General features: G+C 57.6%; 24 protein-coding genes. 13 read left to right on the forward strand and 11 right to left on the reverse strand.

Annotated features, from left to right (window positions below; translation table 11 throughout):
• Window positions 1–169 precede the first annotated feature (169 nt).
• Window positions 170–505 (forward strand): c-type cytochrome, encoded by a 336-nt coding sequence (locus DIT71_RS00515; protein WP_114611249.1) that lies wholly within the window; start codon window positions 170–172, stop codon window positions 503–505.
• 24 nt (window positions 506–529) lie between these two features.
• Here the strand turns inward: DIT71_RS00515 and ppnN are convergent, their stop codons facing one another.
• Window positions 530–1912 (reverse strand): nucleotide 5'-monophosphate nucleosidase PpnN, encoded by a 1383-nt coding sequence (gene ppnN, locus DIT71_RS00520; RefSeq protein ID WP_114611250.1) that lies wholly within the window; start codon window positions 1910–1912, stop codon window positions 530–532.
• Window positions 1913–2075: 163 nt separating this feature from the next.
• On the opposite strand from ppnN, the gene thiI reads away from it, so the two are divergent.
• Complete coding sequence (gene thiI / locus DIT71_RS00525; protein ID WP_114611251.1) at window positions 2076–3530, forward strand: tRNA uracil 4-sulfurtransferase ThiI; 1455 nt, start codon at window positions 2076–2078, stop codon at window positions 3528–3530.
• A gap of 4 nt (window positions 3531–3534) precedes the next feature.
• Here the strand turns inward: thiI and DIT71_RS00530 are convergent, their stop codons facing one another.
• Window positions 3535–4548 (reverse strand): histone deacetylase family protein, encoded by a 1014-nt coding sequence (locus DIT71_RS00530; RefSeq protein WP_114611252.1) that lies wholly within the window; start codon window positions 4546–4548, stop codon window positions 3535–3537.
• A gap of 159 nt (window positions 4549–4707) precedes the next feature.
• Here DIT71_RS00530 and DIT71_RS00535 point away from each other — a divergent pair, with 159 nt between their 5' ends.
• Window positions 4708–6159: an NAD-dependent succinate-semialdehyde dehydrogenase gene (locus DIT71_RS00535; protein ID WP_114611253.1), complete on the forward strand. Its 1452-nt coding sequence runs from the start codon at window positions 4708–4710 to the stop codon at window positions 6157–6159.
• Window positions 6160–6353: 194 nt separating this feature from the next.
• Window positions 6354–8519, forward strand: a complete 2166-nt coding sequence (gene uvrD / locus DIT71_RS00540) for a DNA helicase II (protein WP_114611254.1) — start codon at window positions 6354–6356, stop codon at window positions 8517–8519.
• A 25-nt stretch (window positions 8520–8544) separates the two neighbouring features.
• Here uvrD and corA read toward each other — a convergent pair whose 3' ends face one another.
• From corA to arsH, 5 genes are all read right to left on the reverse strand, one after another.
• A complete protein-coding gene (gene corA, locus DIT71_RS00545) occupies window positions 8545–9498 on the reverse strand; it encodes a magnesium/cobalt transporter CorA (RefSeq protein WP_114611255.1) in 954 nt (317 codons plus the stop codon).
• 71 nt (window positions 9499–9569) lie between these two features.
• The gene (locus DIT71_RS00550; RefSeq protein ID WP_114611256.1) at window positions 9570–12062 is read right to left on the reverse strand and encodes an arsenate reductase (azurin) large subunit; all 2493 of its coding nucleotides are present in this window, start codon (window positions 12060–12062) and stop codon (window positions 9570–9572) included.
• A 13-nt stretch (window positions 12063–12075) separates the two neighbouring features.
• On the reverse strand, window positions 12076–12609 hold the full coding sequence (locus tag DIT71_RS00555) for an arsenate reductase (azurin) small subunit (protein WP_114611257.1): 534 nt from the start codon (window positions 12607–12609) through the stop codon (window positions 12076–12078).
• 148 nt (window positions 12610–12757) lie between these two features.
• A complete protein-coding gene (gene arsB / locus DIT71_RS00560) occupies window positions 12758–13828 on the reverse strand; it encodes an ACR3 family arsenite efflux transporter (protein ID WP_114611258.1) in 1071 nt (356 codons plus the stop codon).
• A gap of 10 nt (window positions 13829–13838) precedes the next feature.
• The gene (gene arsH, locus DIT71_RS00565) at window positions 13839–14555 is read right to left on the reverse strand and encodes an arsenical resistance protein ArsH (protein ID WP_114611259.1); all 717 of its coding nucleotides are present in this window, start codon (window positions 14553–14555) and stop codon (window positions 13839–13841) included.
• Window positions 14556–14770: 215 nt separating this feature from the next.
• Here arsH and DIT71_RS00570 point away from each other — a divergent pair, with 215 nt between their 5' ends.
• The 3 genes from DIT71_RS00570 to arsJ are packed head-to-tail and all read left to right on the forward strand — an operon-like array spanning window position 14771 to window position 17800.
• On the forward strand, window positions 14771–15535 hold the full coding sequence (locus DIT71_RS00570) for a metalloregulator ArsR/SmtB family transcription factor (RefSeq protein WP_114611260.1): 765 nt from the start codon (window positions 14771–14773) through the stop codon (window positions 15533–15535).
• 47 nt (window positions 15536–15582) lie between these two features.
• Window positions 15583–16587, forward strand: coding sequence for an ArsJ-associated glyceraldehyde-3-phosphate dehydrogenase (locus tag DIT71_RS00575; RefSeq protein ID WP_114611261.1), 1005 nt, complete (start codon window positions 15583–15585; stop codon window positions 16585–16587).
• A gap of 1 nt (window position 16588) precedes the next feature.
• Window positions 16589–17800: an organoarsenical effux MFS transporter ArsJ gene (arsJ, locus tag DIT71_RS00580; RefSeq protein WP_114611262.1), complete on the forward strand. Its 1212-nt coding sequence runs from the start codon at window positions 16589–16591 to the stop codon at window positions 17798–17800.
• A gap of 44 nt (window positions 17801–17844) precedes the next feature.
• Here arsJ and DIT71_RS00585 read toward each other — a convergent pair whose 3' ends face one another.
• Both DIT71_RS00585 and DIT71_RS00590 read right to left on the reverse strand, forming a co-directional pair.
• Window positions 17845–18588, reverse strand: a complete 744-nt coding sequence (locus DIT71_RS00585) for a ZIP family metal transporter (RefSeq protein WP_114611263.1) — start codon at window positions 18586–18588, stop codon at window positions 17845–17847.
• A gap of 48 nt (window positions 18589–18636) precedes the next feature.
• A complete protein-coding gene (locus DIT71_RS00590; protein ID WP_114611264.1) occupies window positions 18637–19086 on the reverse strand; it encodes a phosphate-starvation-inducible protein PsiE in 450 nt (149 codons plus the stop codon).
• Between the two features lie 393 nt (window positions 19087–19479).
• On the opposite strand from DIT71_RS00590, the gene DIT71_RS00595 reads away from it, so the two are divergent.
• Window positions 19480–19776, forward strand: coding sequence for an RNA polymerase sigma factor (locus DIT71_RS00595; RefSeq protein ID WP_114611265.1), 297 nt, complete (start codon window positions 19480–19482; stop codon window positions 19774–19776).
• Window positions 19777–19847: 71 nt separating this feature from the next.
• Here DIT71_RS00595 and DIT71_RS00600 read toward each other — a convergent pair whose 3' ends face one another.
• A complete protein-coding gene (locus tag DIT71_RS00600) occupies window positions 19848–20252 on the reverse strand; it encodes an acyl-CoA thioesterase (RefSeq protein WP_114611266.1) in 405 nt (134 codons plus the stop codon).
• Window positions 20253–20446: 194 nt separating this feature from the next.
• Between DIT71_RS00600 and DIT71_RS00605 the strand changes: the two genes are divergently transcribed.
• From DIT71_RS00605 to phoU, 5 genes are all read left to right on the forward strand, one after another.
• A complete protein-coding gene (locus tag DIT71_RS00605) occupies window positions 20447–21505 on the forward strand; it encodes a substrate-binding domain-containing protein (RefSeq protein WP_114611267.1) in 1059 nt (352 codons plus the stop codon).
• A gap of 150 nt (window positions 21506–21655) precedes the next feature.
• Window positions 21656–23044, forward strand: coding sequence for a phosphate ABC transporter permease subunit PstC (gene pstC, locus DIT71_RS00610; RefSeq protein ID WP_114611268.1), 1389 nt, complete (start codon window positions 21656–21658; stop codon window positions 23042–23044).
• The gene (gene pstA, locus DIT71_RS00615; RefSeq protein WP_114611269.1) at window positions 23037–24314 is read left to right on the forward strand and encodes a phosphate ABC transporter permease PstA; all 1278 of its coding nucleotides are present in this window, start codon (window positions 23037–23039) and stop codon (window positions 24312–24314) included. The genes pstC and pstA overlap by 8 nt, the downstream gene beginning before the upstream one ends.
• 10 nt (window positions 24315–24324) lie before the next feature.
• Window positions 24325–25215 (forward strand): phosphate ABC transporter ATP-binding protein PstB, encoded by an 891-nt coding sequence (gene pstB, locus DIT71_RS00620; RefSeq protein ID WP_114611270.1) that lies wholly within the window; start codon window positions 24325–24327, stop codon window positions 25213–25215.
• A gap of 33 nt (window positions 25216–25248) precedes the next feature.
• Complete coding sequence (gene phoU / locus DIT71_RS00625) at window positions 25249–25971, forward strand: phosphate signaling complex protein PhoU (protein ID WP_114611271.1); 723 nt, start codon at window positions 25249–25251, stop codon at window positions 25969–25971.
• Window positions 25972–25993: 22 nt separating this feature from the next.
• On the opposite strand, the gene DIT71_RS00630 is transcribed toward phoU, so the two are convergent.
• Window positions 25994–26359 carry a histidine triad nucleotide-binding protein gene (locus DIT71_RS00630; protein WP_114611272.1) on the reverse strand — a complete coding sequence of 122 codons (366 nt, stop codon included), beginning with the start codon at window positions 26357–26359 and terminating at the stop codon, window positions 25994–25996.
• Between the last annotated feature and the right edge of the window lie 35 nt (window positions 26360–26394).

The raw sequence follows: 26394 nt of genomic DNA on the forward strand, positions 1-26394 counted from the left end.
GAGATACGTTGACGTGAATGGCGTGATGCGACGTATCTGTATCCACGCACCTGCACAGGGCGCATTGATTTATCGCATTTGTGCTTTATTCCGTCTGTGCTATAAGTCTGTGCATATTTCACCCTTCAGATGTCTGTCGGGTTCCAAAAACGATGAGAGGGTAAAACCAATGAATCTTAAATACCACACCATTGCTGTTCTGTTCACGCTGGGCACCGTTGTCCCTGCGGTTGCCACCGCTGCGGATGCCGAGGCCGGCAAGGCCAAGGCCGCTGTTTGTGCCGCCTGCCATGGCAAGAATGGCATTGCAGCCATTCCCGGCTATCCCAACCTGGCGGGACAGAACGAGCAGTACCTCGTATCCGCACTCAAGGCCTACAAGAACAAGCAGCGCAGCGGTGGCCAGGCTGCGGTCATGCAGGGCCAGGCCATGGGCCTGAGTGATGACGATATCGCCAACCTGGCGGCATACTACTCCAGCCTGCCGGCCGATGGCGGCAAGTAAGGACGTTCAGCAGTCGGGAGCAGCCTAGGCCGCTCCACTGACAATCCGGTAGCTGGGTTCGTAGGCGCTCGAACCCGGCAGCTTCATCCGGTTCTGCGCCACAAACTCCTTCAGCATTGCTCCCAGCGGCGCAAGCAGCGCAGGGTCTCCCGCAATCTCGAAGGGGCCCCGCTCCTCTACCTGACGTATACCACTCTCCTTCACATTGCCGGCAACAATGCCGCTGAACGCCTTGCGCAGGTTGGCCGCGACCAGGTGTGCCGGCTGATCACGATGCAATTCCAGTGCCCGCATGCTCTCGTGGGTGGGGTCGAAGGGTAGCTGAAACACGGGATCAATTTTCAGCATCCAGTTGAAGTAGTAGGCGTCCTGCATAGCACGACGGAAAGTCTCCACCTCTTTCATGCCCTGCTTCATGGTGCGCGCGACCCTGGCCGGATCGTCAATAATGATTTCGTACTTGCTGGCGGCTTCATCGCCCAGGGCGTTGCGGATGAACTGGTCGATCATCTCGAAGTATTCAGCGTTTTCCGGCTGACCGGTAAATACCACCGGGAATGGCAGGTCGGCATTGTCCGGGTGCAGCAGGATGCCCAGCAGGTAGAGGATTTCCTCGGCAGTACCAACGCCCCCGGGGAATACGATCACGCCGTGGCCGGTGCGGACGAAGGCCTCCAGGCGCTTCTCGATGTCCGGCATAATGACCAGTTCGTTCACAATGGGATTCGGCGCCTCGGCACCAATGATGCCGGGCTCCGTCAGGCCGATATAGCGTCCGTTTTTCACCCGCTGTTTGGCGTGGCCAATGGTGGCGCCCTTCATCGGGCCCTTCATGGCGCCGGGGCCGCAACCGGTGCAGATGCTCAGTGCCCGCAGTCCCAGTTGATGGCCCACTTCCTTGCTGTACTGATATTCACGTTCGTTGATGGAGTGGCCGCCCCAGCACACCACCAGGTCGGGATGGCGCCCGGCCTGAAGCACGCGGGCATTGCGCAGAATGTGGAAAATCAGGTTGGTAATACCCTCGGGGTCGTCCCGGCGAAGCCCAGACGCGGACTGGGGGATAGAATAGGAATAGATAATATCCCGCAATACGGAAAACAGGTGTTCGCGGATAGCGCGTAACATCTGGCCGTCTACAAACGCGTGGGCAGGAGCGTTGACCAACTCCAGCTTTAGGCCCCGCGGCTGGGGTACCAGGCGCACATCGAAGTCTGCATGGGCCTCCATCAGGGCTTTACAGTCATCGGTTTCGATACCGGTGTTGAGCACCGCCAGGGCGCACTGGCGGAACAGCCGGTAAAGCCCGCCTTCGCTTTTGTCCTTCAGGCGGTTGACTTCAAAAGTGGACAGGATTTCCAGGCTGCCCTCGGGGGAAACGAGGGCATTGATGGTGGATTCGGTCATGAACGGTGAAACTCCTGAATGTTCCGCTGGCGCCTTGGCATGGGGACGGCACCTTTCTATCTGATTATAACCAGCTTCGGGAATGCCTGATTTTGAGGCATGCAGTGAAACCGTTACACTAAGCACTTTCACGTGATTACGCTACCCGACAGACGTCCGATTTATGAAACTTCTTATTCGTCCTGCCCCCGAAGTGGCCATCAAGAGCAAGCCCGTTCGCCGGCAGCAGATGCGGCACCTGCGCCAGAATATACGCAAGCTGCTCACACGCCTTGATAACGATATCCATGTCGAGGGCGCCTGGGATCGGGTCGATGTGGAGGTTCCGGAAAGTCCTGGCCTGGCGGGTGCGGTCGTCGACGAACTCCGGCGTGTCCCGGGCATTTCGACCATCCAGGAAATCGGTGTTTTCCCCTGGGTGAATATGGAAGACGTGGCGGAAAAAGCGGTTGCCGCATTTGCAGAGCGTATCCGTGGCAAAACCTTTGCGGTACGGGTCCGTCGTCACGGCGACCACCCTTTCCGCTCCATTGACGTCGAGCGCCTCGTGGGTACCGCGCTGGTCGATGCCTCGGCGCCAAAGGGCGTTGACCTGGACAAGCCTGAGGTCGAGGTGCGTATCGAGATCCAGGACCATGATTTTCACATCGCCCACTGCAAACATCGCGGTGCCGGCGGTTATCCTCTCGGGGCGGTAGAGACCGTTATGACGCTGATTTCGGGGGGATACGACTCCTCCGTGGCCGCCTATCTGATGATGCGCCGCGGCTTGCGCTCCCATTTCCTGTTTTTCAGGCTGGGTGGCCCGGCCCATGAGGTAGGTGTCCGCCAGGTCGTTCACCATATCTGGCAACGCTACGGCGCGTCCCATGGTGCCAAATTCATTTCCGTACCCTTCGAGGGTGTCGTGGAAGAAATCATGCGCTCGGTCAACCAGCGTCACTGGGGCGTTGTTCTCAAACGCCAGATGCTGAAGGCGGCCTCGGACATTGCGGCTATCAACAACGCCTCCGGCCTGGTGACCGGAGACGCGGTGGCCCAGGTATCGAGCCAGACGCTGTCAAATCTCAATGTGGTAGACCGTGCCAGCAAAGCCGTGGTACTCCGGCCGCTGATTGCCATGGACAAAGAGGCCATTATCAACATTGCCAGACAAATCGGTACCGAACCCTTTGCCCGTAACATGCCCGAGTATTGTGGTGTTATTTCCCGCAAGCCGGCAACCCGTGCCCGGCTCCATCGTGTTGAGGAAGATGAGGCCAGTATGGACGCACAGGTGCTGGCGCAGGCCGTTGCAGATCGCCAGGACACTCCGGTCAACCGCTTGCTGGAAAGCACGCACACACCGGAAGAAGTGGAGCTGGTGCACACGCCGGACGTGAACGATATCATTATCGATGTGCGCCATCCTTCGGAGGGCGAGCAGTCACCGCTGCAGCTTGCCAGCAACCGGGTGGTGGAAATTCCGTTCTACGAGCTGAGCGAACGCATCCGGTCACTGCCGGCTGACGGCCAGTACCTGCTGTACTGCGACCGGGGCACCATGAGCCGGATGCACGCCTGCCACCTCAAAGCCGAGGGCCACACCAATATCGGGGTGTACGCCCCCGTCCATTGAGTTCCTACCCCTGCAGTCCCTTGAAGAACTGCTGCACGTTCTCGCTCAGGGTTTCCAGGTCATAACCGCCTTCCTGCACAACCAGTGTCGGCAGGCCAGTCTGACGAATGTGGCTGGCCAGGCGACAGAAACCTTCCGAGGATACCGATACCTTGGCCTGGGGGTCGTTGTGATAGATGTCGAACCCTAGCGGCAGTATCAGCGCGTCTGGCTGGTACAGGCGAACGGCGGCCAGCGCCTCGTCAAGCTTGGCGAAGAAGTCTTCTTCTGAGGAGCCGTGGGGCATGGGCAGATTGATGTTGTAACCATAACCCTCACCTTCGCCGCGCTCATCCTCGTAGCCGCTGACCACGGGGTAGAAGTTGGTGGGGTCACCGTGAATCGAGACATAGAGAACGTCGCTACGGTCGTAGAAGATTTCCTGGATGCCCTGGCCGTGGTGCATGTCGGTGTCCAGGATGGCGATCCTGGGGAAGCGGGCTTTCATGTGCTCGGCGGCAATGGCGGCATTGTTGAGGTAACAGAACCCGCCCGCCGCGTCTTTGCGGGCGTGGTGTCCCGGTGGTCGACAGACAGCGTAGGAGGTGCGGTCGCCGGCAATCAGGGCATCGGCGGCACCGAGAGCGGTCTGGGCGGACCAGTAGGCAGCCTCCCAGGTGTTTGCACCGATCGGGCAGCTGCCATCGGCCTGGTAGCGACCCGCTTCAGCAAGGATACCCTTGAGGGCATTGGGTGAACGCACAAAGACGTTCGACATCACTTCGTCGCCCCAGTCTCCCATTTCCGACCAGCGGCGGTGGGCAGACTCCAGAAAGCGCAGATAGCCGAGGTCATGGACCTTTGCAATCGCCCCGGCACCCTGGTCTGCCGGCTGCAGCACCTGGATGTCCATGACTTTCAGCCCCTCCAGCATTTGCCCCGTGCGATCCGGGACTTCCTGAGGTTGGCGCATCTGTCCACGGGTGAAGTAAGTTTTGGGAAGATGCTGATCCTGTGAGGGATGAAAAAACGCCTTCATGTTCCGGTCTCCTGATAATGACATGCTTCGAGTATAGGCCTGCGCAGGTAATGGTCAAAACACCATTGTCTGACTTTACAGTAGCGGTTTCTGCATCCACTATGAGAGACATATTAAACTGACGCAAACACGAATTTGTACATACGAAAAGGAGTCGAGATGATCGAGTCACCACTGCTTCCCAAGTTGACCGGCTACATCGGTGGTCGCTGGTCTGATTCGCCGGACGGTAACACCTTCGATGTTTATAACCCGGCCACGGGTGAGGTGGTTGCCAGCGTCGCATCGATGTCTGAAAGCGAGGTGCAGAACGCAGTTGAGGCCGGCAAGTCTGCGCTCCGCCTGACCAGCCCCTACAGCATTGAAACCCGGCGCAAGTGGCTGGAAGATATCCGCGATGCTCTCAAGGCCAATAAAGAAGAAGTGGGCCGCATTCTGTGCCTGGAGCACGGCAAGCCGCTCCAGGAAGCGCAGGGTGAAGTTGACTACGCTGCCGGCTTTTTTGATTACTGCTCCAAGCATATCCAGGCGCTCGACGCCCACACGCTGACCGAGAAACCCAAGGACTGTACCTGGACCGTGCATTATCGCCCCATTGGCGTGGCCGGCCTGATTACACCCTGGAACTTTCCGATTGGCATGATTGCCAAGAAACTGTCTGCGGCCCTCGCGGCAGGCTGCCCTTCAGTGATCAAGCCGGCCAGCGAAACACCGCTGACGATGATTGCCCTGTTCACCCTGATGGACAAGCACACGGATATTCCCGATGGCATGGTCAACCTGGTGATGGGCAAGGCCAGCGTGATTGGCAAGGTGCTCTGTGAAAGCCCGGATGTCCCCATGCTCAGCTTTACCGGCTCCACGGAAGTGGGTCGCAAGCTGATTCTGGACACTGCCGACCAGGTCAAGAAGCTGGCCCTGGAACTGGGTGGTAACGCACCATTTATTGTCTTCGACGATGCCGATCTGGACGCGGCTGCCGATAACCTCATTGCCAACAAGTTCCGGGGCGGCGGACAGACCTGTGTCTGTGCCAACCGGATATTCATCCATGAGAAGGTGGCGGATGCCTTCGGTGAGAAACTCGCTGACCGGGTGAACAAGATGACCGTGGGTGATGGCATCAACGGCGATGTCGACCTGGGTCCGCTGATCAACAAGGCCGGCTTCGACAAAGTCAAACGCCATCTAGAGGATGCGCTCGAGAAGGGCGCTGGCCTGGTGGCGGGCAAGCAGCCGAAGGAGCTCGGCGATGGGCTGTTCTTCCCGCCAACGGTTATCACCGGGGTGAACCGGGATATGGAGTGCTACCGTGAGGAAACCTTTGGCCCGCTGGTGCCCATGGCCCTGTTCCGCACTGAAGAGGAAGTCATTGAAGCCGGCAACGACACCGAGTTTGGTCTCGCTTCCTATGTCTTTACCGCCGACGCGGAGCGCGCCCAGCGGGTGGCCGCCGGGCTGCGGTTTGGTCATGTTGGCTGGAATACGGGCACAGGCCCCACTCCGGAAGCGCCTTTCGGTGGCATGAAGGCCTCCGGTATCGGCCGCGAGGGTGGTCTTGAAGGCCTGTTCGAGTTTGTTGAAGCGCAAACAGTGCCCAGAGGCTTCTAACAGATAGGTGTCCACAACAAAGCGATAAGCGCGAGGGCGGGCCCATGCTCAGCACATGCTGCGAGCAGAGGTTCGCCCGGTTGCGTCTTCCACCCTCCCCGAAAAAATGGGCTGACACAGGCCCGACAGAAATCCCCGTTTTCTCCTGTTATAATCCTAACCCTGTTCATTTAACCAGTAGCGACCGAATCTTTATGGATGTCTCCCACATTATTGACGCCCTCAATGACGCCCAGCGCGAGGCAGTCACCGCCCAGAACGACCATCTGCTGGTGCTGGCTGGTGCGGGCAGTGGCAAGACGCGGGTGCTGGTTCATCGGATTGCCTGGCTGATGCAGGTGGACAAGGTGCCGCCAACGGGCATTCTGGCGGTGACCTTTACCAACAAGGCGGCCAAGGAGATGCGGTATCGCATCGAGCAGATGATGGATATTCCGGCCCGTGGCCTGTGGTTTGGCACTTTTCACGGCATTGCCCACCGGCTGTTGCGGGCTCATTACAAGGATGCCGGCCTGCCGGAGAATTTCCAGGTGCTCGACAGCGATGACCAACTGCGCCTGATCAAGCGGGTGATGCGGGAACTGCAGATCGACGAAAGCCGCTGGCCGCCAAAGCAGGCCCAGTGGTTCATCAATGGCCAGAAAGACGAAGGCCTGAGAGCGGAACATATCCAGGAAAATCCCGGCGATCATTTCACATCCACGATGCTGACGGTTTACCGCCAGTACGAGAAATTGTGCAACCTGGGCGGTCTGGTGGATTTCGGCGAGCTGTTGCTGCGCTCCCATGAACTGTGGCTGCATCGCCCCGAGCTGCTGAGCCATTACCAGAGCCGCTTCCAGCAGATTCTGGTGGATGAGTTCCAGGACACCAACGCCATCCAGTACGCCTGGTTGCAGATTCTGGCGGGCAACCGGGTACCGATGACAGTCGTGGGGGACGACGACCAGTCGATTTATGGCTGGCGCGGCGCCAGGGTCGAAAATATCCAGCAGTATCAGCGGGACTTTCCCAATGCCCGGCTGGTGAGGCTGGAGCAGAACTACCGCTCCACCCAGCTGATCCTGAAAGCGGCCAACGCGGTGATTGCCAACAACCAGGGCCGACTGGGCAAGGAGCTCTGGACCGATGGCCCCGACGGTGAACCGATCAGTCTCTACGCCGCATTCAACGAGCAGGACGAGGCCAACTACATCGCCGATACCATCAGCAGCTGGGTCAGCGAAGGCAACCTGCGCAGTGAGTCGGCTATTCTGTACCGGTCCAACGCCCAGTCCCGGGTGCTGGAGGAATCCCTGATCCGCCAGGGCATTCCTTATCGGGTCTACGGCGGGCTGCGATTCTACGATCGCCAGGAAATCCGCAATGCCATCGCCTACCTGCGTCTTGTGCACTATCGCCGGGATGACGCGGCGTTTGAGCGGGTGGTGAACATTCCCGCCCGGGGTATTGGCGCCAAGAGCCTGGCCGACTTACGGGCGTTTGCCACCGAACGCAGCATCTCCCTGTGGGAATCCGCCGAGCGGCTACTGGAAGCGGGCCAGGTGAAGGGCCGCGCCAAGACCGGCCTGCAATCGTTCATGGGCATTATCGGAAGCCTGACGGATATGGTGGATGACGCCTCCCTGCATGGGCTGATGAAGAAAACCCTGGAGCTGAGTGGCCTGAGGGATTACCACGCTAACGAAAAGGGCGAAAAAGGCCAGGCGCGGGCAGAGAACCTGGACGAACTGGTGAATGCCCTGTCGGACTTCGAAGCAGAGGAGGGCGTTGATCCGCTGTCGGAGTTCATCGCCCAGGCAGCGCTGGACGCCGGCGAGGCCCAGGCAGAGGTCAATGAAGACTGTGTCCAGCTGATGACCCTGCACTCCGCAAAGGGCCTTGAATTTCCACTGGTGTTCCTGGCCGGCGTGGAGGAAGGCCTGTTCCCCCACAGCATGTCTCTGGAAGAGCCGGGACGCATGGAAGAGGAGCGTCGTCTGGCCTACGTGGGTATTACGCGGGCGATGAAAAAGCTGGTGCTTACTTACGCGGAATCCCGCCGTTTGTATGGCCAGGAAAAATTCCACGCACTGTCCCGTTTCGTTCGTGAAATCCCCGGTGACTGCATTCAGGAAGTACGGCTACGCAATACCGTCAGCCGCCCGGCCATGGTGTCGCGCCCCAATGAAGGCCTGTTCGACGCCGGCCCCATGGAACAGGCTGGCTTCAGCCTGGGGCAGCGGGTACGCCATCCCAAGTTTGGTGAGGGTATCGTGCTGAACAGCGAGGGTAGCGGCCACCATACCCGGGTGCAGGTGAATTTTGATGAGGGTGCCAAGTGGCTGGTGTTGGCTTATGCGCCTCTGGAAGCCTGCTGATACCTGCTTCCACCAGACCCAAAACTCAAAGCCAGCCCTTGCGCTTGAAGTACCAATATGGCGCAAACCCGGCGCATACCATCAGGGCGATGGCCCCCGGGTAACCCAGTAGCCACTCCAGTTCCGGCATGTGCTCGAAGTTCATGCCATAAATGCTGGCAATCAGCGTGGGTGGCAGGAACACCACGGCGGCAATCGAAAAGGTCTTGATGATCTGGTTCTGCTCGATGTTGATAAAACCCTGGGTAGAGTCCATCAGGAAGTTGATTTTGTCGAACAGGAACGTGGTGTGGGACATCAGGGTTTCAATATCGCGGTTGATCTCCCGGAGCGTTTCCCGTCGCTCACCGTCCTTACTCAGGTGACGAAGCAGAAACGAAATGTTGCGCTGGGTGTCCATCAGGCACAGCCGGGTCTTGCCGTTACTGTCTTCCAGTCTGGCCAGGCGGTTGATGGCCTCGTCCAGTTCGGCCTCTTCGTCTTCGAGCACCAGATAACTGACATCCTCGAGCTGCCGGTGAAGGTCCTCAAGCCCGTCGGCGTGGTTTTCCACCTTCTGCTCCAGCAGTGTCACCAGCATTTCGGACACGTCCCGCGCCTCGACCTGCTCCCGGCGCGCGCGCATTCTCAGCAATCGGAAATCCGCAAGCTCACTCTCGCGGATCGTAATCAGGCGGTTCTTCTGCAGTATGAAGGCGACAGAGACGGTGTTGTGGCGTCCTTCGGCAAGATTGAGGAAAAGCGAATGGACATGTACGCCGGCCTGGTCGACAAAGCAGCGTGCCGAGGCCTCGATTTCCTCCACGTCATCGAACTCGGGGATGTCAGTTTTCAGTAACTCCTGGAGAATCTGCCGTTCCGTTTCGTCGGCCTCGCAGGCGTCGATCCAGTCCGCCTGCTTCACCCGAGCGGCCCGATCCTCCATGGAATGGCCCATCTCCTTGATCAACCCATCCACGATCCTGAAGAATCTAAGCATACGCGCGCTCCGACTAGCCTGAGTGACACCACTGGAAGTCCTAGTGTATCAGGAGCGCGCCGCTAACGATTTCAAACGTAACGCCGGCGCTTGAAGCTCACCTTGTCAGCATAGTCATCAATCCGGCCGATACGGCGGACATCCGCCCAGGTTCCCTTGTAGTAGGGGATGATGTTGCGATCGGTCCAGGGCGTCACCAGGTCGCCCATGACAGAGTTGAAGTACATCGCCTCCATAAACACGTGGCCCTGCTTGATGTCCGGCTCCAGGTACGCCATGGCTGTGGTGGCGCCGTAGTCGTTGAACAGCTCTACCAGGTCGCCGGATTCAATACCCAGCTCCCTGGCATCCTCCGGGTTGATTTCCAGCGGGGCCATGGGATAGCGGCCACGACGGAATTCGACGTATTGGTCGTGGTAAGCGGTCTGCCAGATCTGGTTGGTACGGCCGTTGTTTATCCAGAAGCGGTATTTCTTGCGCTGCTCTTCCACGACCTCGGGCATGCCATTCCATGGGGCGGCCTGAAAATGGGCCTTGCCGTCGTCGGTATCGAACTTGCCGTCGGTATACAACATCTCTGTTCCGACCAGTTGGCCGTCGCTGTATTCCTTGACCGGAAGCTGCACGCCGTTGTTGCCAGCGGCCCGCAAGCGCTCGTAGGTGGCCAGATGGCCAGTGGAACCGCCCTGGCTTTCGATGTGGGGTGCACCGGGCTGGCCAGCAAGGCGGAACCCGTCGTTGTACGCATCTTCTTCGGTTTTCCAGTCAAAACCCTCAAAACGCTTTGCCATCTCGGCGTTGCCCTCGTCTTCGTACAGCTTGCGCAGGGCATTGGCCATGTCCGCGGCAATAAGACAGTCCGGTTTGGCGGTGCCGGGAGGATCCATGAATTTCTCGGAAAGCCGCAAGCGCCGCTCGCCATTCATGGATGTCAGGTTCATTTCGCCAGTATGCGCTGCCGGCAAAATCAGGTGCGCAGCCTCGGCAAACTTGGTGGGGTAGAGGTTGATGACCGTAATAAAAAGGCCACCATCCTGCGTCACCGCTTTGTGGATCACCTCCGCCATCTCCTTGGGGCCGGCTCCCCGGACCGTGCGCAAAGCCTGCTTGACGATGTTGCTACGGCGCAGGACTTCGTTGCGATACTGCTCGGCGTTCAGAGTCGTCTGGAAGGCATTACAGGCCCAGACCGTGAGCATCTGGCCATTGCCCTGGATGATTTCCTGATCCACGTAGGGCGCTGGACGGCCACCCGGATACGGTGGCCGGCAGTAGCCCTCCTGGTGACCACCCATCCGGACCACACCGGTGCCCCGGCGGCCCACGTTGTGGGTGGCCAGTACCAGGTCGACCAATGCCGATTGGATGCGATAGTTGTCATTGCCCCAGATAATGCCTTTTTCATAGCCGTGCATGGTGCGGGGCAGGTGGCCGGATTGTTTTGGCTTGTAGGCCCATTCCGCGGCCTTGATGAGCTTGTCCTTGCTGATGCCGGTAATCTTGCTGGTTTCATCGAGGCTCATGCGATTGGCTTTCAGGGTATCCTCGAAGCCGGTTGTGTATTCGTTGATAAAATCCTCGTCCTGCCATCCCTGCTCGACCACATAGGTCAGCAGGCCATTGAACAAGGCGGTATCGGTGCCGGGCTCGATATCTAGATACAGAAGGTTGTCCGTGCCAATTGCCTGTTCCAGCAGGGCCACTGTCAGCGACCGCCGGGGATCGACGAGGATGATCTTGGTTTGCTGGATGGTTTCGCCGTCCTCGTAAACTTCCCGTTTTTTGCTGGTCGTCTGCCCCTGGAGGCTGGGGAGCCAGTGGTTGAGGAAGTAATTGGTCTGGGTCTCGTAGGCGTTGGCACCGATGGAAAAGATGCAGTCGGCCATCTGGGCGTCTTCATAGCTGTTGTTCAGCTCGCCAATGCCCATGTCTCGGGTGGCATGACACTCCGAGTTGTAGGCGGGGCGGTTGTGGATCCGTACCATCTTGGTGCCCAGGCCGGTAAAAATCAGCTTGCCGGTGCCCCAGGTATTTTCGAAGCCGCCTCCGGCTCCCCCATGGTCGAACAGGTTGAACATCAGCTGGTCAGAGCCTGCGTCATCCAGTACCAGCTTGGTCAGATGACTATAAAGCTCGATTGCCTGATCCCAACTGGTGTCGCGCCATTCATCGCCGGCAAACACCCGGGGGTATTTCACCCGTTGACTGCCCACCGGTGTTTGCGGTGAGTACATGATCGAGGCCATCTGACCGCCCCGGGTAGATGACAGGCCGCTGTTCACTTTGCAGTCGTTATCCGGAACGATCATGATCCGGTGGTAGCTGCCGTCGTCGTCCTGGACAACGTTGGTCATGGCCTGGGTCATGGTGACTGCCATAGCAGGTAACTGCTGACGGAAATCCAGACCCAGGGCATTCTGATCGGGTACCAGCCCGCCCTCCTGGTCGGCGGGCCATTTGTAGACATGGTAACCGCAGCCGACGATGCAGAAATGGCAGCAGGTCTGGGTTTTCTGGGCATTAGCCGGTGGCAGCGCAATCCGGTCCCTCTTGTGTTCAAACATGATGCATCCCTCCTCAGGCGCTCGGCAGAATATTGGCCTGGCGGCCGTAGATCAGGCCCTCCACGCCAACAGCCTCGATGGAATCATCCGAATCCCTGTAGTTCAGAAGAATTCGGGGCAGGTTCTCCGTGGCCTGACCAGACACCATCTGTCCATTGAGCTCGGAGTCGAAAACGCTGAAATGGCAGGGGCATTTGAAAGTGCGCTCTTCCGATGAATAGGAAACCGGGCAGCCCATGTGCGTGCAGAGAATGCTGTAGGCGACGATATCGCCGTCCGGACCGATACCCCCCTGAGTCTCGCGGCCAGTTTTGACCAGGGTGCAGGGAGAGGAATTATCCGGATAGGTGAAGGACACCGGCTGGCCGACCTTCAGGTCGCCAGCCTTGCTGATGGTGGTTTTCGGGTAGTCCAGCATCACTCTTCCCGGCTGCTGGCTGCCTTCGGAGGCATGGGCCGGGTTGAGTAGCAAGTTGCCACCAAGGGCGGCGGAGCCGGCCGCGGTTGTACCGGTAAAGGCGAGGAATTTCCTCCTTGAAAGCTTCATTGCACTCTCCCTCTCTTGTTATCTGGACCCTGAGAAAACTGCCCTTGGGCCACAAGTTTTGTATAAAACTTGTACAAATCTAGATCAGGCCTGCAACTTCCTCCAGTGGCTCCCGGGTAGATCTCAAGATTTATTGATGCTGGTCAACTCAGGCCGGGAACCGGTCCCGGGTGCTGTTGGCAATCCGCACCAGCATCAGCATCAATGGCACTTCCACCAGCACACCAACCACCGCCGCCAGAGCGGCGCCTGACTGCAGGCCGAACAGGGCAATCGCCGCTGCCACCGCCAGCTCGAAAAAATTACTGGCACCAATCATGGCGCCGGGAGCAGCGATGCAGTGGCGCACCTTCCATAATCTGGCCCAGCCGTAGGCCAGAAAGAAAATCAGGAAGGTCTGAACGATCAGCGGTACGGCAATCAGCGCAATATGAAACGGATTTTGCAGAATCACTTCGCCCTGGAAGGCGAACAGCAGCACCAGGGTGACGATCAGCGCAGCTGGCGTGACCGGGCTGAGGCGCTTCATGAACACCTCGTCGTACCAGCGTTGCCCGTGGCGGGCGATCAGGGTGCGTCGGGTCAGGTAGCCGGCGGTCAGGGGGATGACGATATACAGCACAACCGACAGGATGACCGTATTCCAGGGCACCTGGATGTTGGAAATGCCCAGCAGGAACACCACGATGGGGGCGAACGCAAACAGCATGATGATGTCGTTCAGTGACACCTGCACCAGGGTATAGGCAGGATCTCCCCGGGTGAGGTAGCTCCAGACAAACACCATGGCGGTGCAGGGGGCGGCACCCAGCAGAATGGCACCGGCCAGATATTCGCTGGCCAGTTGCGGTGCAATAAACGGCTCGAACACCACCATCAGGAAGAACCAGGCAATGGCGAACATGGTGAAGGGTTTGATCAACCAGTTCACGATGGTAGTGATGGCCAACCCCTTCGGTTCTTTTCTCACATCCACGATAGCACTGAAATCTATCTGGGCCATCATCGGAAAGATCATGGCCCAGATCAGGATGGCAATGGGAATGGAGACCTGGGCGTATTCAAAGCGGGACAGGGTCTCGGGCACTACGGGCGCCAGCTGCCCCAGAGCCACGCCGGCGACAATGGCCAGCGCCACCCAGACCGACAGGTACCTGCCGAAAAGATCCATGCCTTCGTTGGTGTCCACCTCGGTAGTGACGTCTGTATTGCGGTTCATTACTTGCCTCTCACATGGATCGCTGATTGACGCGCTTCGAGACGTCTTCGGCACTCTCTACCCGCTCGGAATAGCGGTCCGTCAGATAGTCGCTGCGATCTCTTATCAGCAGGGTGAATTTCATCAGCTCCTCCATTACGTCCACGATGCGGTTGTAATAGGGCGATGGCAGCATTCGGTCGTCATCGTCAAACTCGGTGAACGCCTTGGGCACCGACGACTGGTTGGGAATCGTCACCATCCGCATCCAGCGGCCCAGCACCCGCAACTGGTTCACTGCGTTGAATGACTGGGAGCCACCACACACCTGCATCACCGCCAGGGTCTTGCCCTGGGTCGGACGCATGCCACCAATGGACAGGGGAATCCAGTCAATCTGGGTCTTCATGATGCCGGTCATGGCCCCATGGCGTTCCGGCGAACACCACACCATACCCTCCGACCACTGCGCCAGTTCCCGCAGTTCCCGGACTTTCGGGTGGGTGGCCTCCTCGGCATCCGCCAGCGGCAGCCCCCGCGGATTGAAAACCCGGGTTTCGGCGCCCATGGCTTCCAGCAACCGGGCGGCTTCCTCTACCACCAGCCGGCTGAACGAGCGTGCGCGAAGAGAGCCGTAGAGCAGGAGGATGCGGGGCGGGTGTGTCGAAGGCTGGTCGGCGAAGACGGTGTCAGCCGTTGGCGCGGAAAACAGCGTCCTGTCGATGTTTGGAAGGTCTGGATGGCTCATAACACTCCTGTATCACCTCGCAGAATTCATGAATCCGGATTGAGTTTCAAAGCATAGCTGCCCCGATGACGAATAACCTGCCGAAAAGATACATGCGAATTGGTTTCCTCCGCCGAGGGCGATTTTCGATCAGTCGAGGGTTTACTTTGTCACTGCAGCATTCTAATATACGAAAATGTAGATATCCACATATAAATATATACGGATAAACGAATATGAAGCGTCGCGTTTTGTTCGTCTGTACTGCCAACAGCGCCCGGTCCCTGATGGCTGAGGCCCTGCTGAAAGACATGGCCGGGGATCAGTTTGAGGTAGCAAGCGCCGGTACCGAACCCGATCAGCCGCATCCCATGGCGTTGCAGGTTTTACAGGAGTCCGGCATACCCGTGGAGGGCTTACACAGTAAAAAACTGGCAGAGCTTCAGGATGAGAACTGGGATTATGTGATTACCTTGTGTGAAAAAGCGTCCAGAGAGTGCGGAACCGTGTGTGAACCGGCCCAGCAGATTGCCTGGGATTTCCCCGATCCGGTGTCGAGTGGGCGGCACGCGACCTTCGCGCTTACGCTCAAGCAATTGAGGGATCGTATCGGGCTTTTTACGCTGGTGCATCAGAAAGAAACCGGCATGAAGCCACCGCAATACAATCCGGTTGCTGTTTTTCGGGCTCTGGGGGATGAGTTGCGGCTGGCCATAATGATGCTGATTCGCGACCAGAAAAAACTCTGCGTTTATGAACTGACCACCGCGCTTGATTCGTCCCAGCCGAAAGTCAGCCGGCATCTGGCGAACCTCAAGGAAGCGGGGCTACTGGAGACGGAGCGCCAGGGCCAGTGGAGCTACTATTTTCTCCATCCACAGATGCCGAAGTGGCTGATCAGGGTGCTGGATGAGACTTCGGACAGTAACACCACGCTGGTAAAACAGCAGACGCAGAGGCTGCGTGCCATGACCGACCGACCTGGTGCAGGTTTGCTGTGAAGCCCGTTTGATGGGGCAGCGTGAAGATTTTTTCAGGAGCAGATGAGATGAGCAAGATCAAGGTAGGAATAAACGGATTTGGTCGTATTGGCCGCCTGGCCCTGCGGGCGGCCTGGGGATGGCCAGAGATGGAGTTTGTTGCCATCAACGATCCGGGTGCTGACGCAGGTACGCTGGCGCACCTGTTGAACTTTGATAGCGTCCATGGCCCCTGGAGCCAGGAAGCCACCGCGGACGGGGACACCATGATTATCGGTGATCAGCGCATTCGCGTGGCCCGCAACAAGACCATTGGAGAGACTGACTGGTCCGGCTGTGATCTGGTCATAGAAGCCAGTGGAAAAATGAAGACAGTAGAAGTACTACAAGGCTATCTGGACCAGGGCGTGAAGCGTGTGGTTGTTACTGCACCGGTAAAAGAAGCCGGTGCCAAGAACATCGTGGTTGGCGTAAACGACGATATTTTCGACCCGGCCAACGACCGTATTATTACCGCCGCCTCCTGCACCACCAACTGCCTGGCGCCGGTGGTCAAAGTCATTCACGAAAAACTGGGCATCAGACACGGCTCCATCACCACTATCCACAGCCTCACCAACACCCAGACCATCCTTGACGCACCCCACAAAGACCTGCGTCGCGCCCGGGCCTGTGGGAGTTCACTGATCCCGACCAGCACCGGCTCTGCGACGGCGATTATAGAAATCTTCCCGGAACTGAAAGGACGGCTGGATGGCCACGCGGTGCGAGTGCCATTGACCAACGCTTCTCTGACCGATTGCGTTTTTGAAGTAGAGACACCCACGGACCGCGACACAGTGAACAAGCTTTTGAAAGAAGCAGCCGAGGGCGAACTGAAAGACATTATGGGCTATGAAGAACGCCCGCTGGTTTCCATCGACTACAAGACCGACCCGCGTTCCTCCATCGTCGATGCCCTGTCCACCCTGGTGATCAATGGCACACAGGTGAAAATCTACGCCTGGTACGACAACGAGTGGGGCTATGCCAATCGCACCGTTGAACTGGCACGCCGGGTAGGTTCTGCCTGACATGACCGCCGCCATCCGACAGTACCTGGTCATCACCGGCAATTACTGGGCCTTCACCCTGACGGATGGGGCCCTGCGGATGCTGGTGGTTCTGCACTTCCACCAGCTAGGCTATTCGCCTCTGGCAATTGCCCTGTTGTTTATCTTCTACGAGTTCTTCGGGGTGGTGACCAACCTGGTGGGTGGTTACCTGGGCGCCCGCATGGGACTGAACCGCACCATGAACATCGGGCTGTTCCTGCAGATCATTGCCCTGGCCATGCTGGCAGTGCCGGCGGCGATGCTAACCGTACCCTGGGTGATGGCGGCACAGGCCATGTCCGGCGTTGCCAAGGACCTGAACAAGATGTCCGCCAAGAGTGGTATCAAGCTGCTGGTGCCGGATGAACAGCAGGGAACCCTGTACAAGTGGGTGGCGATCCTTACCGGCTCCAAGAACACCCTCAAGGGCGTCGGTTTCTTCCTTGGTGGCGTGCTGCTGGTTGCCGCCGGCTTCACAAGTGCAGTCATCATCATGGCCGTTGCTCTCGCCCTGGTCTGGCTGGCAAGCCTGTTTCTGCTGAAGCAGGAGCTGGGCAAGAGCAAGGCCAGACCCAAGTTCAGTGAGATCCTGTCGAAGAGCCGCGCCATCAACGTGCTGTCCGCGGCAAGAATGTTCCTGTTCGGCGCCCGGGATGTGTGGTTTGTGGTAGCCCTGCCGGTATACCTGCACACGGTATTCGGATGGGATTTCTGGCAAGTGGGCGGCTTCATGGCGACATGGGTAATCGGGTACGGCTTTATCCAGACCATTGCGCCGCGCATCACCGGCAGTATGCAGGGAAAGCTGCCAGCGGTGCTCTGGGCCGCTGCCCTGGCACTGATCCCCGCCGCTATTGCAGCAGGTCTGACCATGGCCTGGCCGCCGCAGATCGTGTTGATTGGGGGCTTACTGCTTTTCGGCGTGCTTTTCGCCATCAACTCCTCTCTGCACAGCTATCTGATCGTCAGCTATGCGCGGGGGGATGGGGTATCCCTTGATGTGGGTTTCTATTACATGTCCAACGCCGCCGGCCGGCTTCTTGGCACCATCCTCTCAGGATGGGTTTATCAGGCCTATGGCCTGGAGGCGTGCCTGTGGATATCCGCCGGCTTTGTGGCCACGGCAGCCATGCTGTCGATGCTGCTGCCGGCAAGAGATGTCGCTGGCAAGTGCCGTGCCGTCCCCGAATAGTGGCTGGAAGCGCCAGACACAAGGGGGGGGGCGACCAGAACCTGTCAGTGAATGGAAACCTGGAAAACCATCATGCCCAGGAAGGCAAGAACCACAATCGCGCCGACGGTCGCCGGTTCCAGTTTTCTGTTGGCGTCCGGCAGAAGTTCTGCGAATACCATCCAGATCATCGCCCCGGCAGCCAGGCCTAGCCCAAAGGGAAGTATCGGTTTGAAAGTGTTCACAAACATGAACGCAGGTACGGCCACCAGTGGCTGGGGCAGGCTGCTGAAAATGCTCCAGCCGGCGGCCTTCATGACCGACATCCCCCGTGGCACAAGAATCAGGGCAATCGCCAGGCCCTCCGGAATATTATGCACCGCTATCGCGGCGGTAATGAATACGCCAAGCTCCGTGCTGCCACCATAGGACACACCAACGCCGATGCCCTCCGCAAAAGAGTGTGCGGTCATGACCCCGACGATCATGAGCGCTTTCTTGGCGTCGGCACTATCCAGCTCACTGACGTCTGGCGCTCCCTGCTTCTCAATCCACTGGTAAGCGAGATACACCAGGATCAGCCCGGTCACCATGCCTGCGAGGGCGAGCCATTCCTGTTTCGCGATGCCTTCTTCAGTCAGACTATGACTGGCAGCAAGCATCAGGCCAGCGGCCATGGCAGCACCGACGCTGAGCCATTTTTTGCCCACCTTTTTGCTGAAAGCCAGTGGTATGGCACCCAGACCCGTGGTTAAGGCGGTAATCAGTGCAGCGATAAAAACAGTAAGAAGCGTTACTTCCAGTACCACTGTAATCTCCTGTGCTGGTGGTGGGTGTACGCCTGCGGCTGGAGCCCATTATTGCCGGGGCAGGCGCATAATCACGATGGCTGCGATCGCCAGCAGCACGATTGCACCGGCTTCGTACAGGATGTTCTGTGGATTCATCTCTTTGCTTTGCAGCACGATAAGCCTGGCCAGAGCGGTAATAGCAATAAAAATCGGATAGATATACGGCAGGCCCCGCCCGGTGTAAGACACCACCACCATCGAAACCACCTCGGTGTACAGAAACATCATCAGAATATCTGCGAGGGTGATGACTCCCCTTTCGTAGATGCCGAAAATTTCCATTCCGGCGGCCCCCAGGGTCATCAGCCCAGTCAGAATCAGCACCAGCTTCTGGATCAGGTTGAAGCCGCCAACAACCAGAAGTTGTTCGGCGTTGCTGACCTGAGGAACCTCAGGCGCTTTCTGGGTCTCCGGCTCGCCGGTTTTACGTGCACTGTTAGAATTCGAATCGTTCATGAAAGAACCTTTATCTGATTACCGCAATTAACTCGATATCGCCACGGTCGTGGTGGGCATCATCCGATACTCCCTGATCTTTGCCGGGTCTGTCACTTTTTCATCCTAGCAGACTCCAAATCATGACCGCCGTCAGCTCGTTGATGATGGGTAATGTGAGCGGGAAGCCATGTTTGTAACCACCGGGGTGCCGGCCCTGGTAAAACCCAGAAACAGGAGAATGCTGGAACAGGAACAGATTGGCGTGACCTTAAGCAGCAAGAGGATCTCGGTGGTGTCGTAAATGAAGATACTTTTGATGGCTGGAATCGCGGGGGCTTCCGGCAGGAAGCCTCGTTATCGGGGGGCGGGCATCGTTTATGATGGCAAGAGAAGTAAGGTGGAGGCCGGACTATGGCATTTGAGTGTGTATTGCGGGCCTGGCACAGCCATCAGACAGAGCTTTATGGTTTCCTGATCGGCCAGATGAAAGAGCCTGCGATGGCTGAGGATGTTCTGCAGGATGTGTTCTTCAAAGCCATGCGGGAGGGAGAGAACTTCTGTGACCTGCAGGATCCCCGGGCCTGGCTGTTCCGTGTCGCCCGCAACGCGTTGACCGACAGTCATCGCCTGCGGGAGGCTTTGGCGCTGCGTTGTGATGTGGTGTTGGATGGCTCTGGCAGCGTCTGCTGTCACGCCGCCATCAGCTAAGCTATCAGTGCCGGGCGGGATGACGGAAAGCGCTGAATGTTCCGGCGCTCTTTTTATCCAGATTCAGTACTTCAATTATCTTGTGCAGGCACCTCACGAATACGGCCGTGTTCGTCAATGGCGACATAGATAAAGAGCCCTTCAGTCACCTTGCGGGGGGTTTTTGCAGTTCGGTCCAGGGTCCAGACTTCAATGTTGATTTTCATTGAGCTGCGGCCTACCTCTACCAGCTCACCGTAACAGCCGACCTGGGATCCCACCCGAAGCGGAGAGAGAAACTCCATGCGGTCCATGGCAACGGTGGCATTACGTCCCTGGGAAATGCGGCCCGCCATGGTGGCAGCCGCCATGTCCATCTGTTTGACCAGCCAGCCGGCAAAGACGTCGCCGTTCGGGTTGGTGTCGGAAGGCAGGGGTATTACCTGGATTACCAGTTCGCCCCGGGGCATGGGCTTGTCGTCATCGAGCGCCGTCATGGGTATAACCTTTTCAGTCCGGAATTGTTTTAGTTCCCGCATGGTAGCGGCCTGCGCAGCGTCTGCAAGAAAAATTGAAGGTCCTGTTCCATATTGCAGTTGTTGTAACAAAGTTGTCACAGAACGCCTTTATTGTTCACACATCGGTGAAGCAAACCCGACATAAAAGTCAAAGTGACAAATGGAGATTCAACGTGATCAAACTAAAAACAGCCCTTACAACCGTGGCACTGGCTGGTAGCATCGCTGCCGTATCAACCCCTGCCATGGCTCGCGACACCATCAATATCGTCGGTTCATCAACTGTTTATCCGTTCGCCACTGTGGTTGCCGAGCGTTTTGGTCGTAACACCGATTTCCCGACTCCCAAGCTTGAGTCCACCGGCTCCGGCGGTGGTTTGCAGCTGTTCTGTGAAGGTGTTGGCACCCAGCATCCGGACATCACCAACGCTTCCCGTCGTATGAAGAAGTCCGAGTTCGACATGTGTCAGGAAAACGGCGTTGAGAAAATCACCGAGGTGCGCATTGGTGCCGACGGTATTGTTATCGCTCACTCCAGTGAAGCGGACCAGTGGAACCTGAGTCTGGAGCAGGTGTTCCTGGCCCTGGCAAAACAAGTACCGGACCCGGATGGTGGTGACGAGCTGATTGCTAACCCTTACATGAACTGGAACGAGATCGACTCTGACCTGCCGGATCAGGAAATCAGCGTTATGGGTCCGCCTCCGACGTCAGGCACCCGTGATGCTTTCGTTGAGCTTGCTATGGAAGGTGGCTGCAAACAGTTCGACATGATTGCGCAGATGGAAGACGAGAACGAGAACAAGTTCAAGAGTGTGTGTCACAGCATGCGTGAGGACGGTCCGTTCGTCGAAGCCGGCGAAAACGACAACCTGATTGTACAGCGTCTGGCCCAAGACCCAGACACTCTGGGCATCTTCGGTTACAGCTTTCTGATGGAAAACAGCGGTCAGATCCAGGCGGTCACCATTGATGGCGTAGAGCCGACTCCGGAAAATATCTCCAGCGATAAATATCCGGTTGCCCGTTCACTGTGGTTCTACGTCAAGAACGCTCACGTGGGTGTGGTTCCGGGAATTGAGGAATACATCGCCGAGTTTACCAGCGAAAGCGCCTGGGGCGACAATGGTTACCTGGCCGATGTGGGTCTTATCCCGCTCCCGCGCGAACAGCGTATGGCAACGGCCAAGCGGGTAAAAGATCTGGAACCGATGACTGGTAACGAACTGTAAGGCTCGCCCAGTAGGCGTCAAGGATGACGAACAGGGAACGCGGGCCATCAGGTCCGCGTTCCCTTTGTTACACTTGTATGAATATTTTCGTCCGGCTAACTGGCAAAATAGACGCCCAGCTAACTCAAAGCCATTAATACAGAGACTGATATGCAGACGGCCAATCTTCTGCCCCTGGTTCTTGTTCTTGCCTTGATTGCCTATGGCCTCGCGTACATGCGATCCCGGGCTGTGGCAGCGCCCCTCGGCGGTATCCGGAATCTCAAGGCTCTTCCTTTCTACTACGCGGCGCGCGCGGCACTCTGGTGTGCGATTCCCGCGTTGATTGTGCTGGCCGCCTGGGCCGGTTTTGAAGGCCAGGTCATCCAGGGCATTGTGATTGCCACTTTGCCCCCCGAGTCGTGGCCGGAATCCCCTGGTCAGGCCAGCCTGATTCTCTCCCAGATCAGCAACGTTGCAGCGGGCAAGCTCAATCCTGAGTTTGTGCCGGATCATATCGTCGCAGCCGCGTCGGTACTTGAAGCAATGGAAAGTCGGAGTGAAAACTTCAAAGCCGCTCTGGTTCTGCTTGTTGCCGTCGGGGGCGCAACGTTTGCCTGGACTCGCGTTTCGCCTCACGTCAACGCCAGACTAAACGTAGAGACTACCCTGCGCCGCATCTTTTTCGTGTGTGCGGCACTGGCGGTGCTGACGACTGCGGGCATTGTGTTTTCAGTGATTTTTGAAACGGTGCGGTTCTTCAACCGGGTGCCAATATCAGAGTTTCTGTTCAGTACCAGCTGGAGCCCCCAGACCGCACTGCGCGCCGATCAGGTGGGTTCTGAGGGCGCCTTCGGTGTTATCCCGTTGTTTACCGGTACCCTGTTGATTTCCGCCATTGCGCTGCTGGTTGCGGTGCCCGTGGGTCTGCTGTCTGCCATCTACCTGTCTGAATACGCTAGCAGGCGCGTGCGCTCAACGGCGAAGCCGGTGCTGGAGATGCTGGCGGGGATTCCCACCGTGGTTTACGGTTTTTTTGCCGCGTTGACCGTGGCTCCGTTCATTCGTGATGTTGCTGAAATGGTTGGACTGGAGGCCTCTTCCCAGAGCGCTCTGGCCGCCGGCCTGGTCATGGGTATCATGATTGTGCCGTTCGTGTCATCGCTGTCAGACGATGTGATTAATGCCGTCCCCCAGACTATGCGGGATGGCTCGTTGGCCCTGGGCGCGACACAGTCGGAAACCATGAAGAAGGTGATTTTTCCGGCAGCTCTGCCGGGCATCATCGGTGGCATCCTGCTGGCGGCATCCCGTGCCATCGGCGAAACCATGATTGTGGTGATGGCGGCAGGTCTGGCAGCCAATCTGACGGCCAATCCGCTGGAGTCGGTAACGACAGTGACGGTGCAGATCGCAACACTGCTGGTGGGTGACCAGGAATTTGACAGCGCCAAGACACTCTCGGCCTTCGCCCTGGGCATGCTGCTGTTTATCGTGACGCTGCTGCTCAACGTTGTTGCACTCAAGATCGTACGGAAATATAGGGAACAGTATGAGTGATCAGACTACTCAGGCGGAGATTGTCCGCAACTCCCTGAAGCGTCGCTATCGCAAGGAGCGTCGGTTCCGGCTTTACGGGATGCTGGCGATATTCATTGCCCTCGGCTCTCTGTTTGTTCTCTTTGCGGACATTATCAACAAGGGACACTCAGGGTTCATAAAGACCACCATCACGCTGGATGTGACGCTCGATTCGGAAATGATGTACCTGGATGACCCCAGAGACGAGGATCAGCTGTCGATGGCGGATTTCGTTGCGCCGATCATTGCCGCACTTCAGGAGCATGTTCCAGAAGCCGACAGTGCGGCCGAGAGGCGGGAGCTGGGACGTCTGGTTGGCAACTACGCAGCGAGCGAGGTTCGTAATCTGCTTGAAAACAATCCGGATTTTCTGGGCACCACGCAAACCATGGAGTTTCTGGCACACGACCGGGTCTCGACCTACGTCAAGCACGCAGATGACCCCAGCTACTCCATCAAGCTTTCCGAGCAGCAGCAGGAATGGGTAGACGAGCTGGTGGAGAAGGGCGTTATCGATACCAGCTTTAACGATGTGCTTTTCAGTCGTGGTGACTCAAGGGAACCGTCGAATGCGGGTATTCTTGGCGCCATTGTTGGTTCTTTGCTGACGATGCTGGTCACGCTGGCGATTGCGTTTCCCGTGGGTATCGCGGCAGCGGTTTACCTTGAGGAATTTGCGCCCCAGAACAAGATTACCGATTTTATCGAGGTCAACATCAATAATCTGGCCGCCGTGCCATCGATCATCTTCGGCCTGCTGGGTCTCGCGGTTTTTATTGGTCTGTTCGGCATGCCGCGCTCGGTGCCGGTGGTGGGCGGCATGGTGCTGGCACTGATGACGTTACCGACCATCATTATCTCCAGCCGCGCGGCCATCAAGAGTGTGCCTCCCTCGATACGTGAAGCGGCCGAGGGTGTCGGCGCCTCCAAGATGCAGGTGGTGATGCATCATGTGATACCCCTGGCGATGCCCGGCATGCTGACCGGTTCCATTATCGGTATGGCCCAGGCGCTGGGGGAGACAGCCCCGTTGCTATTGATTGGCATGGTGGCCTTCATCGTGGATGTGCCAGACGGCTTTTTCGATTCTGCCACTGTACTGCCGGTACAGATCTATCTTTGGGCAAGCGCCTCCGAACAGGGGTTTGTAGAATTGGCATCCGCCGGAATCATGGTGCTGCTCACTTTCATGATCAGTATGAACGCACTGGCGATATGGCTGCGCAAGCGGCTTGAGCGTCGCTGGTAAGGAGAACGATATGAATACGATGAATCCGGGCATTTCCGGGGAAACGAAGGTTGGAGGCCAGAGTAAGGCTGTTCCTGTGCCGGAGGACAAACCAGAGGCTACGGTAATTGAAGAGGGCAAGACAGTCGGTAAACCGTTTGCCCAGGATCCCAAGTTCAAGCTGCGTAACGTCAGCGTTTCCTATGGTAATGACCGTGCGATCAAGGATATCAGCCTGGACATTGGCCGGAACGAAGTCATTTCGTTTATCGGCCCCTCCGGCTGCGGCAAGTCGACTTTCCTGCGGTGTCTCAATCGCATGAATGACAGCATCGACATCTGTCGTGTCAAGGGCCAGTTGATGCTGGACGACGAAGATATCTACAGTTCGAAACGGGACGTGGTCGAGTTGCGGGCCCGGGTAGGCATGGTTTTCCAGAAGCCGAATCCCTTTCCAAAGTCAATCTATGACAATGTGGCTTATGGTCCGAAAATACATGGGCTGGCCAACCGCAAGTCAGAGCTGGACGAGATTGTCGAAAACAGCCTCCGCAAGGCCGGGTTGTGGGAAGAAGCAAAGGATCGCCTCGACGCCGTTGCTACCGGTATGTCCGGAGGCCAGCAGCAGCGTCTTTGTATCGCCCGTGCCATCGCGGTCAGCCCGGAAGTGATCCTGATGGATGAGCCCTGTTCAGCGCTGGACCCGATTGCTACCGCAAGGGTCGAGGAACTGATCGCGGACATGTCCGAGAGCTATACTATCGTGATCGTCACCCACTCCATGCAACAGGCGGCGAGGGTGTCCAATCGCACCGCGTATTTTCACCTGGGGCACCTGGTTGAAGTGAACGAGACCAACAAGGTGTTTACCTCGCCGGAGCATCAGCTCACGGAATCCTATATCACCGGCCGTTTTGGTTAACCCCGGTACGGTTGAACACTGGAGAATAGAGTTATGCCAGATAAAAAGGACGATGTTTACGGCGATCATATTTCGCATCAGTTCAATGACGAAATGATGGCGCTGAAGACCGAATTCCTCAAGATGGGTGGTCTGGTGGAATCCCAGGTTGACCGGGCGATTCATGCATTGGTTGACAACGACAGCAACCTGGCAGACGAGGTCCGTGCCACGGACAAGAAAGTCGACCAGATGGAAATGGATCTCGACGAGGAAGCAACACTGATACTCGCCCGTCGCCAGCCCACGGCGCGTGACCTGCGACTGGTGGTTTCGGTCATCAAGATGGTTTCGGATCTGGAGCGTGTCGGTGACGAAGCCAAGAAAATCGCCAAGTTCGCCATCAAGCTGTCAGAAGAGGGCCAGGCCCCTCGCGGTTACGTGGAAGTGCGCCATATCGGCAATCACGTCCTGGCCATGCTGCATGATGCCCTGGACGCCTTCGCCCGTCTGGATGCGGAGCAGGCGCTGCGGATCATGCGGGAAGACAAGCGGGTGGATGAGGAATACCAGGCCGCTACGCGAACGTTGCTGACCTTCATGATGGAAGATACCCGCAATATCTCCCGCTGCATGTCGGTGATGTGGATTCTCCGTGCCCTGGAACGGGTGGGAGATCATGCCTGCAACATCGCCGAGAATGTGATTTTCATGGTCAAGGGCGAGGACGTGCGGCATACGCCGGTCGAAGAAGCCGAAAAGGTGGTTGGGCGCTGATTCAGCGCCCTTACCTTTTCTCTCAGGCCTGTTTCTTCTTGTCAGTATACGGCGGCCAGCCCATGGGTTTGCCGGCCAGCAGGTGCAGATGGATATGGAAGACTGTCTGCCCTGAATTTTCGCCGCAGTTCATAACTGTACGATAGCCATCGTCCGCAAAGCCCATTTCCTTCGCCAGTTTGCTCGCAACCCAGTACAGATGACCGACCAGTTCGCGGTCGCCTTCCTGGATATCGTTGATCGTTGCGATTTCCTTCTTCGGGATAATCAGCAGATGCACTGGCGCCTGCGGGTTGATGTCATTGAAGGCCAGGCTGATGTCGTCTTCATAGACGATATCCGCCGGAATTTCGCGATTGATGATCTTGGTGAAGATAGTCTCCGACATGGTGGGTCCCTTTTGTTGAATAAATGGCAGAAAAG

Origin of the sequence: Marinobacter vulgaris (genome assembly GCF_003344045.1) — a bacterium.
Classification (GTDB): domain Bacteria; phylum Pseudomonadota; class Gammaproteobacteria; order Pseudomonadales; family Oleiphilaceae; genus Marinobacter; species Marinobacter vulgaris.

Coding starts and splice junctions, on each gene's coding strand:
- DIT71_RS00515 (WP_114611249.1), top strand. CDS start 170: ATGAATCTTAAATACCACACCATTGCTGTTCTGTTCACGCTGGGCACC.
- ppnN (WP_114611250.1), bottom strand. CDS start 1,912: ATGACCGAATCCACCATCAATGCCCTCGTTTCCCCCGAGGGCAGCCTG.
- thiI (WP_114611251.1), top strand. CDS start 2,076: ATGAAACTTCTTATTCGTCCTGCCCCCGAAGTGGCCATCAAGAGCAAG.
- DIT71_RS00530 (WP_114611252.1), bottom strand. CDS start 4,548: ATGAAGGCGTTTTTTCATCCCTCACAGGATCAGCATCTTCCCAAAACT.
- DIT71_RS00535 (WP_114611253.1), top strand. CDS start 4,708: ATGATCGAGTCACCACTGCTTCCCAAGTTGACCGGCTACATCGGTGGT.
- uvrD (WP_114611254.1), top strand. CDS start 6,354: ATGGATGTCTCCCACATTATTGACGCCCTCAATGACGCCCAGCGCGAG.
- corA (WP_114611255.1), bottom strand. CDS start 9,498: ATGCTTAGATTCTTCAGGATCGTGGATGGGTTGATCAAGGAGATGGGC.
- DIT71_RS00550 (WP_114611256.1), bottom strand. CDS start 12,062: ATGTTTGAACACAAGAGGGACCGGATTGCGCTGCCACCGGCTAATGCC.
- DIT71_RS00555 (WP_114611257.1), bottom strand. CDS start 12,609: ATGAAGCTTTCAAGGAGGAAATTCCTCGCCTTTACCGGTACAACCGCG.
- arsB (WP_114611258.1), bottom strand. CDS start 13,828: ATGAACCGCAATACAGACGTCACTACCGAGGTGGACACCAACGAAGGC.
- arsH (WP_114611259.1), bottom strand. CDS start 14,555: ATGAGCCATCCAGACCTTCCAAACATCGACAGGACGCTGTTTTCCGCG.
- DIT71_RS00570 (WP_114611260.1), top strand. CDS start 14,771: ATGAAGCGTCGCGTTTTGTTCGTCTGTACTGCCAACAGCGCCCGGTCC.
- DIT71_RS00575 (WP_114611261.1), top strand. CDS start 15,583: ATGAGCAAGATCAAGGTAGGAATAAACGGATTTGGTCGTATTGGCCGC.
- arsJ (WP_114611262.1), top strand. CDS start 16,589: ATGACCGCCGCCATCCGACAGTACCTGGTCATCACCGGCAATTACTGG.
- DIT71_RS00590 (WP_114611264.1), bottom strand. CDS start 19,086: ATGAACGATTCGAATTCTAACAGTGCACGTAAAACCGGCGAGCCGGAG.
- DIT71_RS00595 (WP_114611265.1), top strand. CDS start 19,480: ATGGCATTTGAGTGTGTATTGCGGGCCTGGCACAGCCATCAGACAGAG.
- DIT71_RS00600 (WP_114611266.1), bottom strand. CDS start 20,252: ATGACGGCGCTCGATGACGACAAGCCCATGCCCCGGGGCGAACTGGTA.
- pstC (WP_114611268.1), top strand. CDS start 21,656: ATGCAGACGGCCAATCTTCTGCCCCTGGTTCTTGTTCTTGCCTTGATT.
- pstA (WP_114611269.1), top strand. CDS start 23,037: ATGAGTGATCAGACTACTCAGGCGGAGATTGTCCGCAACTCCCTGAAG.
- pstB (WP_114611270.1), top strand. CDS start 24,325: ATGAATACGATGAATCCGGGCATTTCCGGGGAAACGAAGGTTGGAGGC.
- phoU (WP_114611271.1), top strand. CDS start 25,249: ATGCCAGATAAAAAGGACGATGTTTACGGCGATCATATTTCGCATCAG.
- DIT71_RS00630 (WP_114611272.1), bottom strand. CDS start 26,359: ATGTCGGAGACTATCTTCACCAAGATCATCAATCGCGAAATTCCGGCG.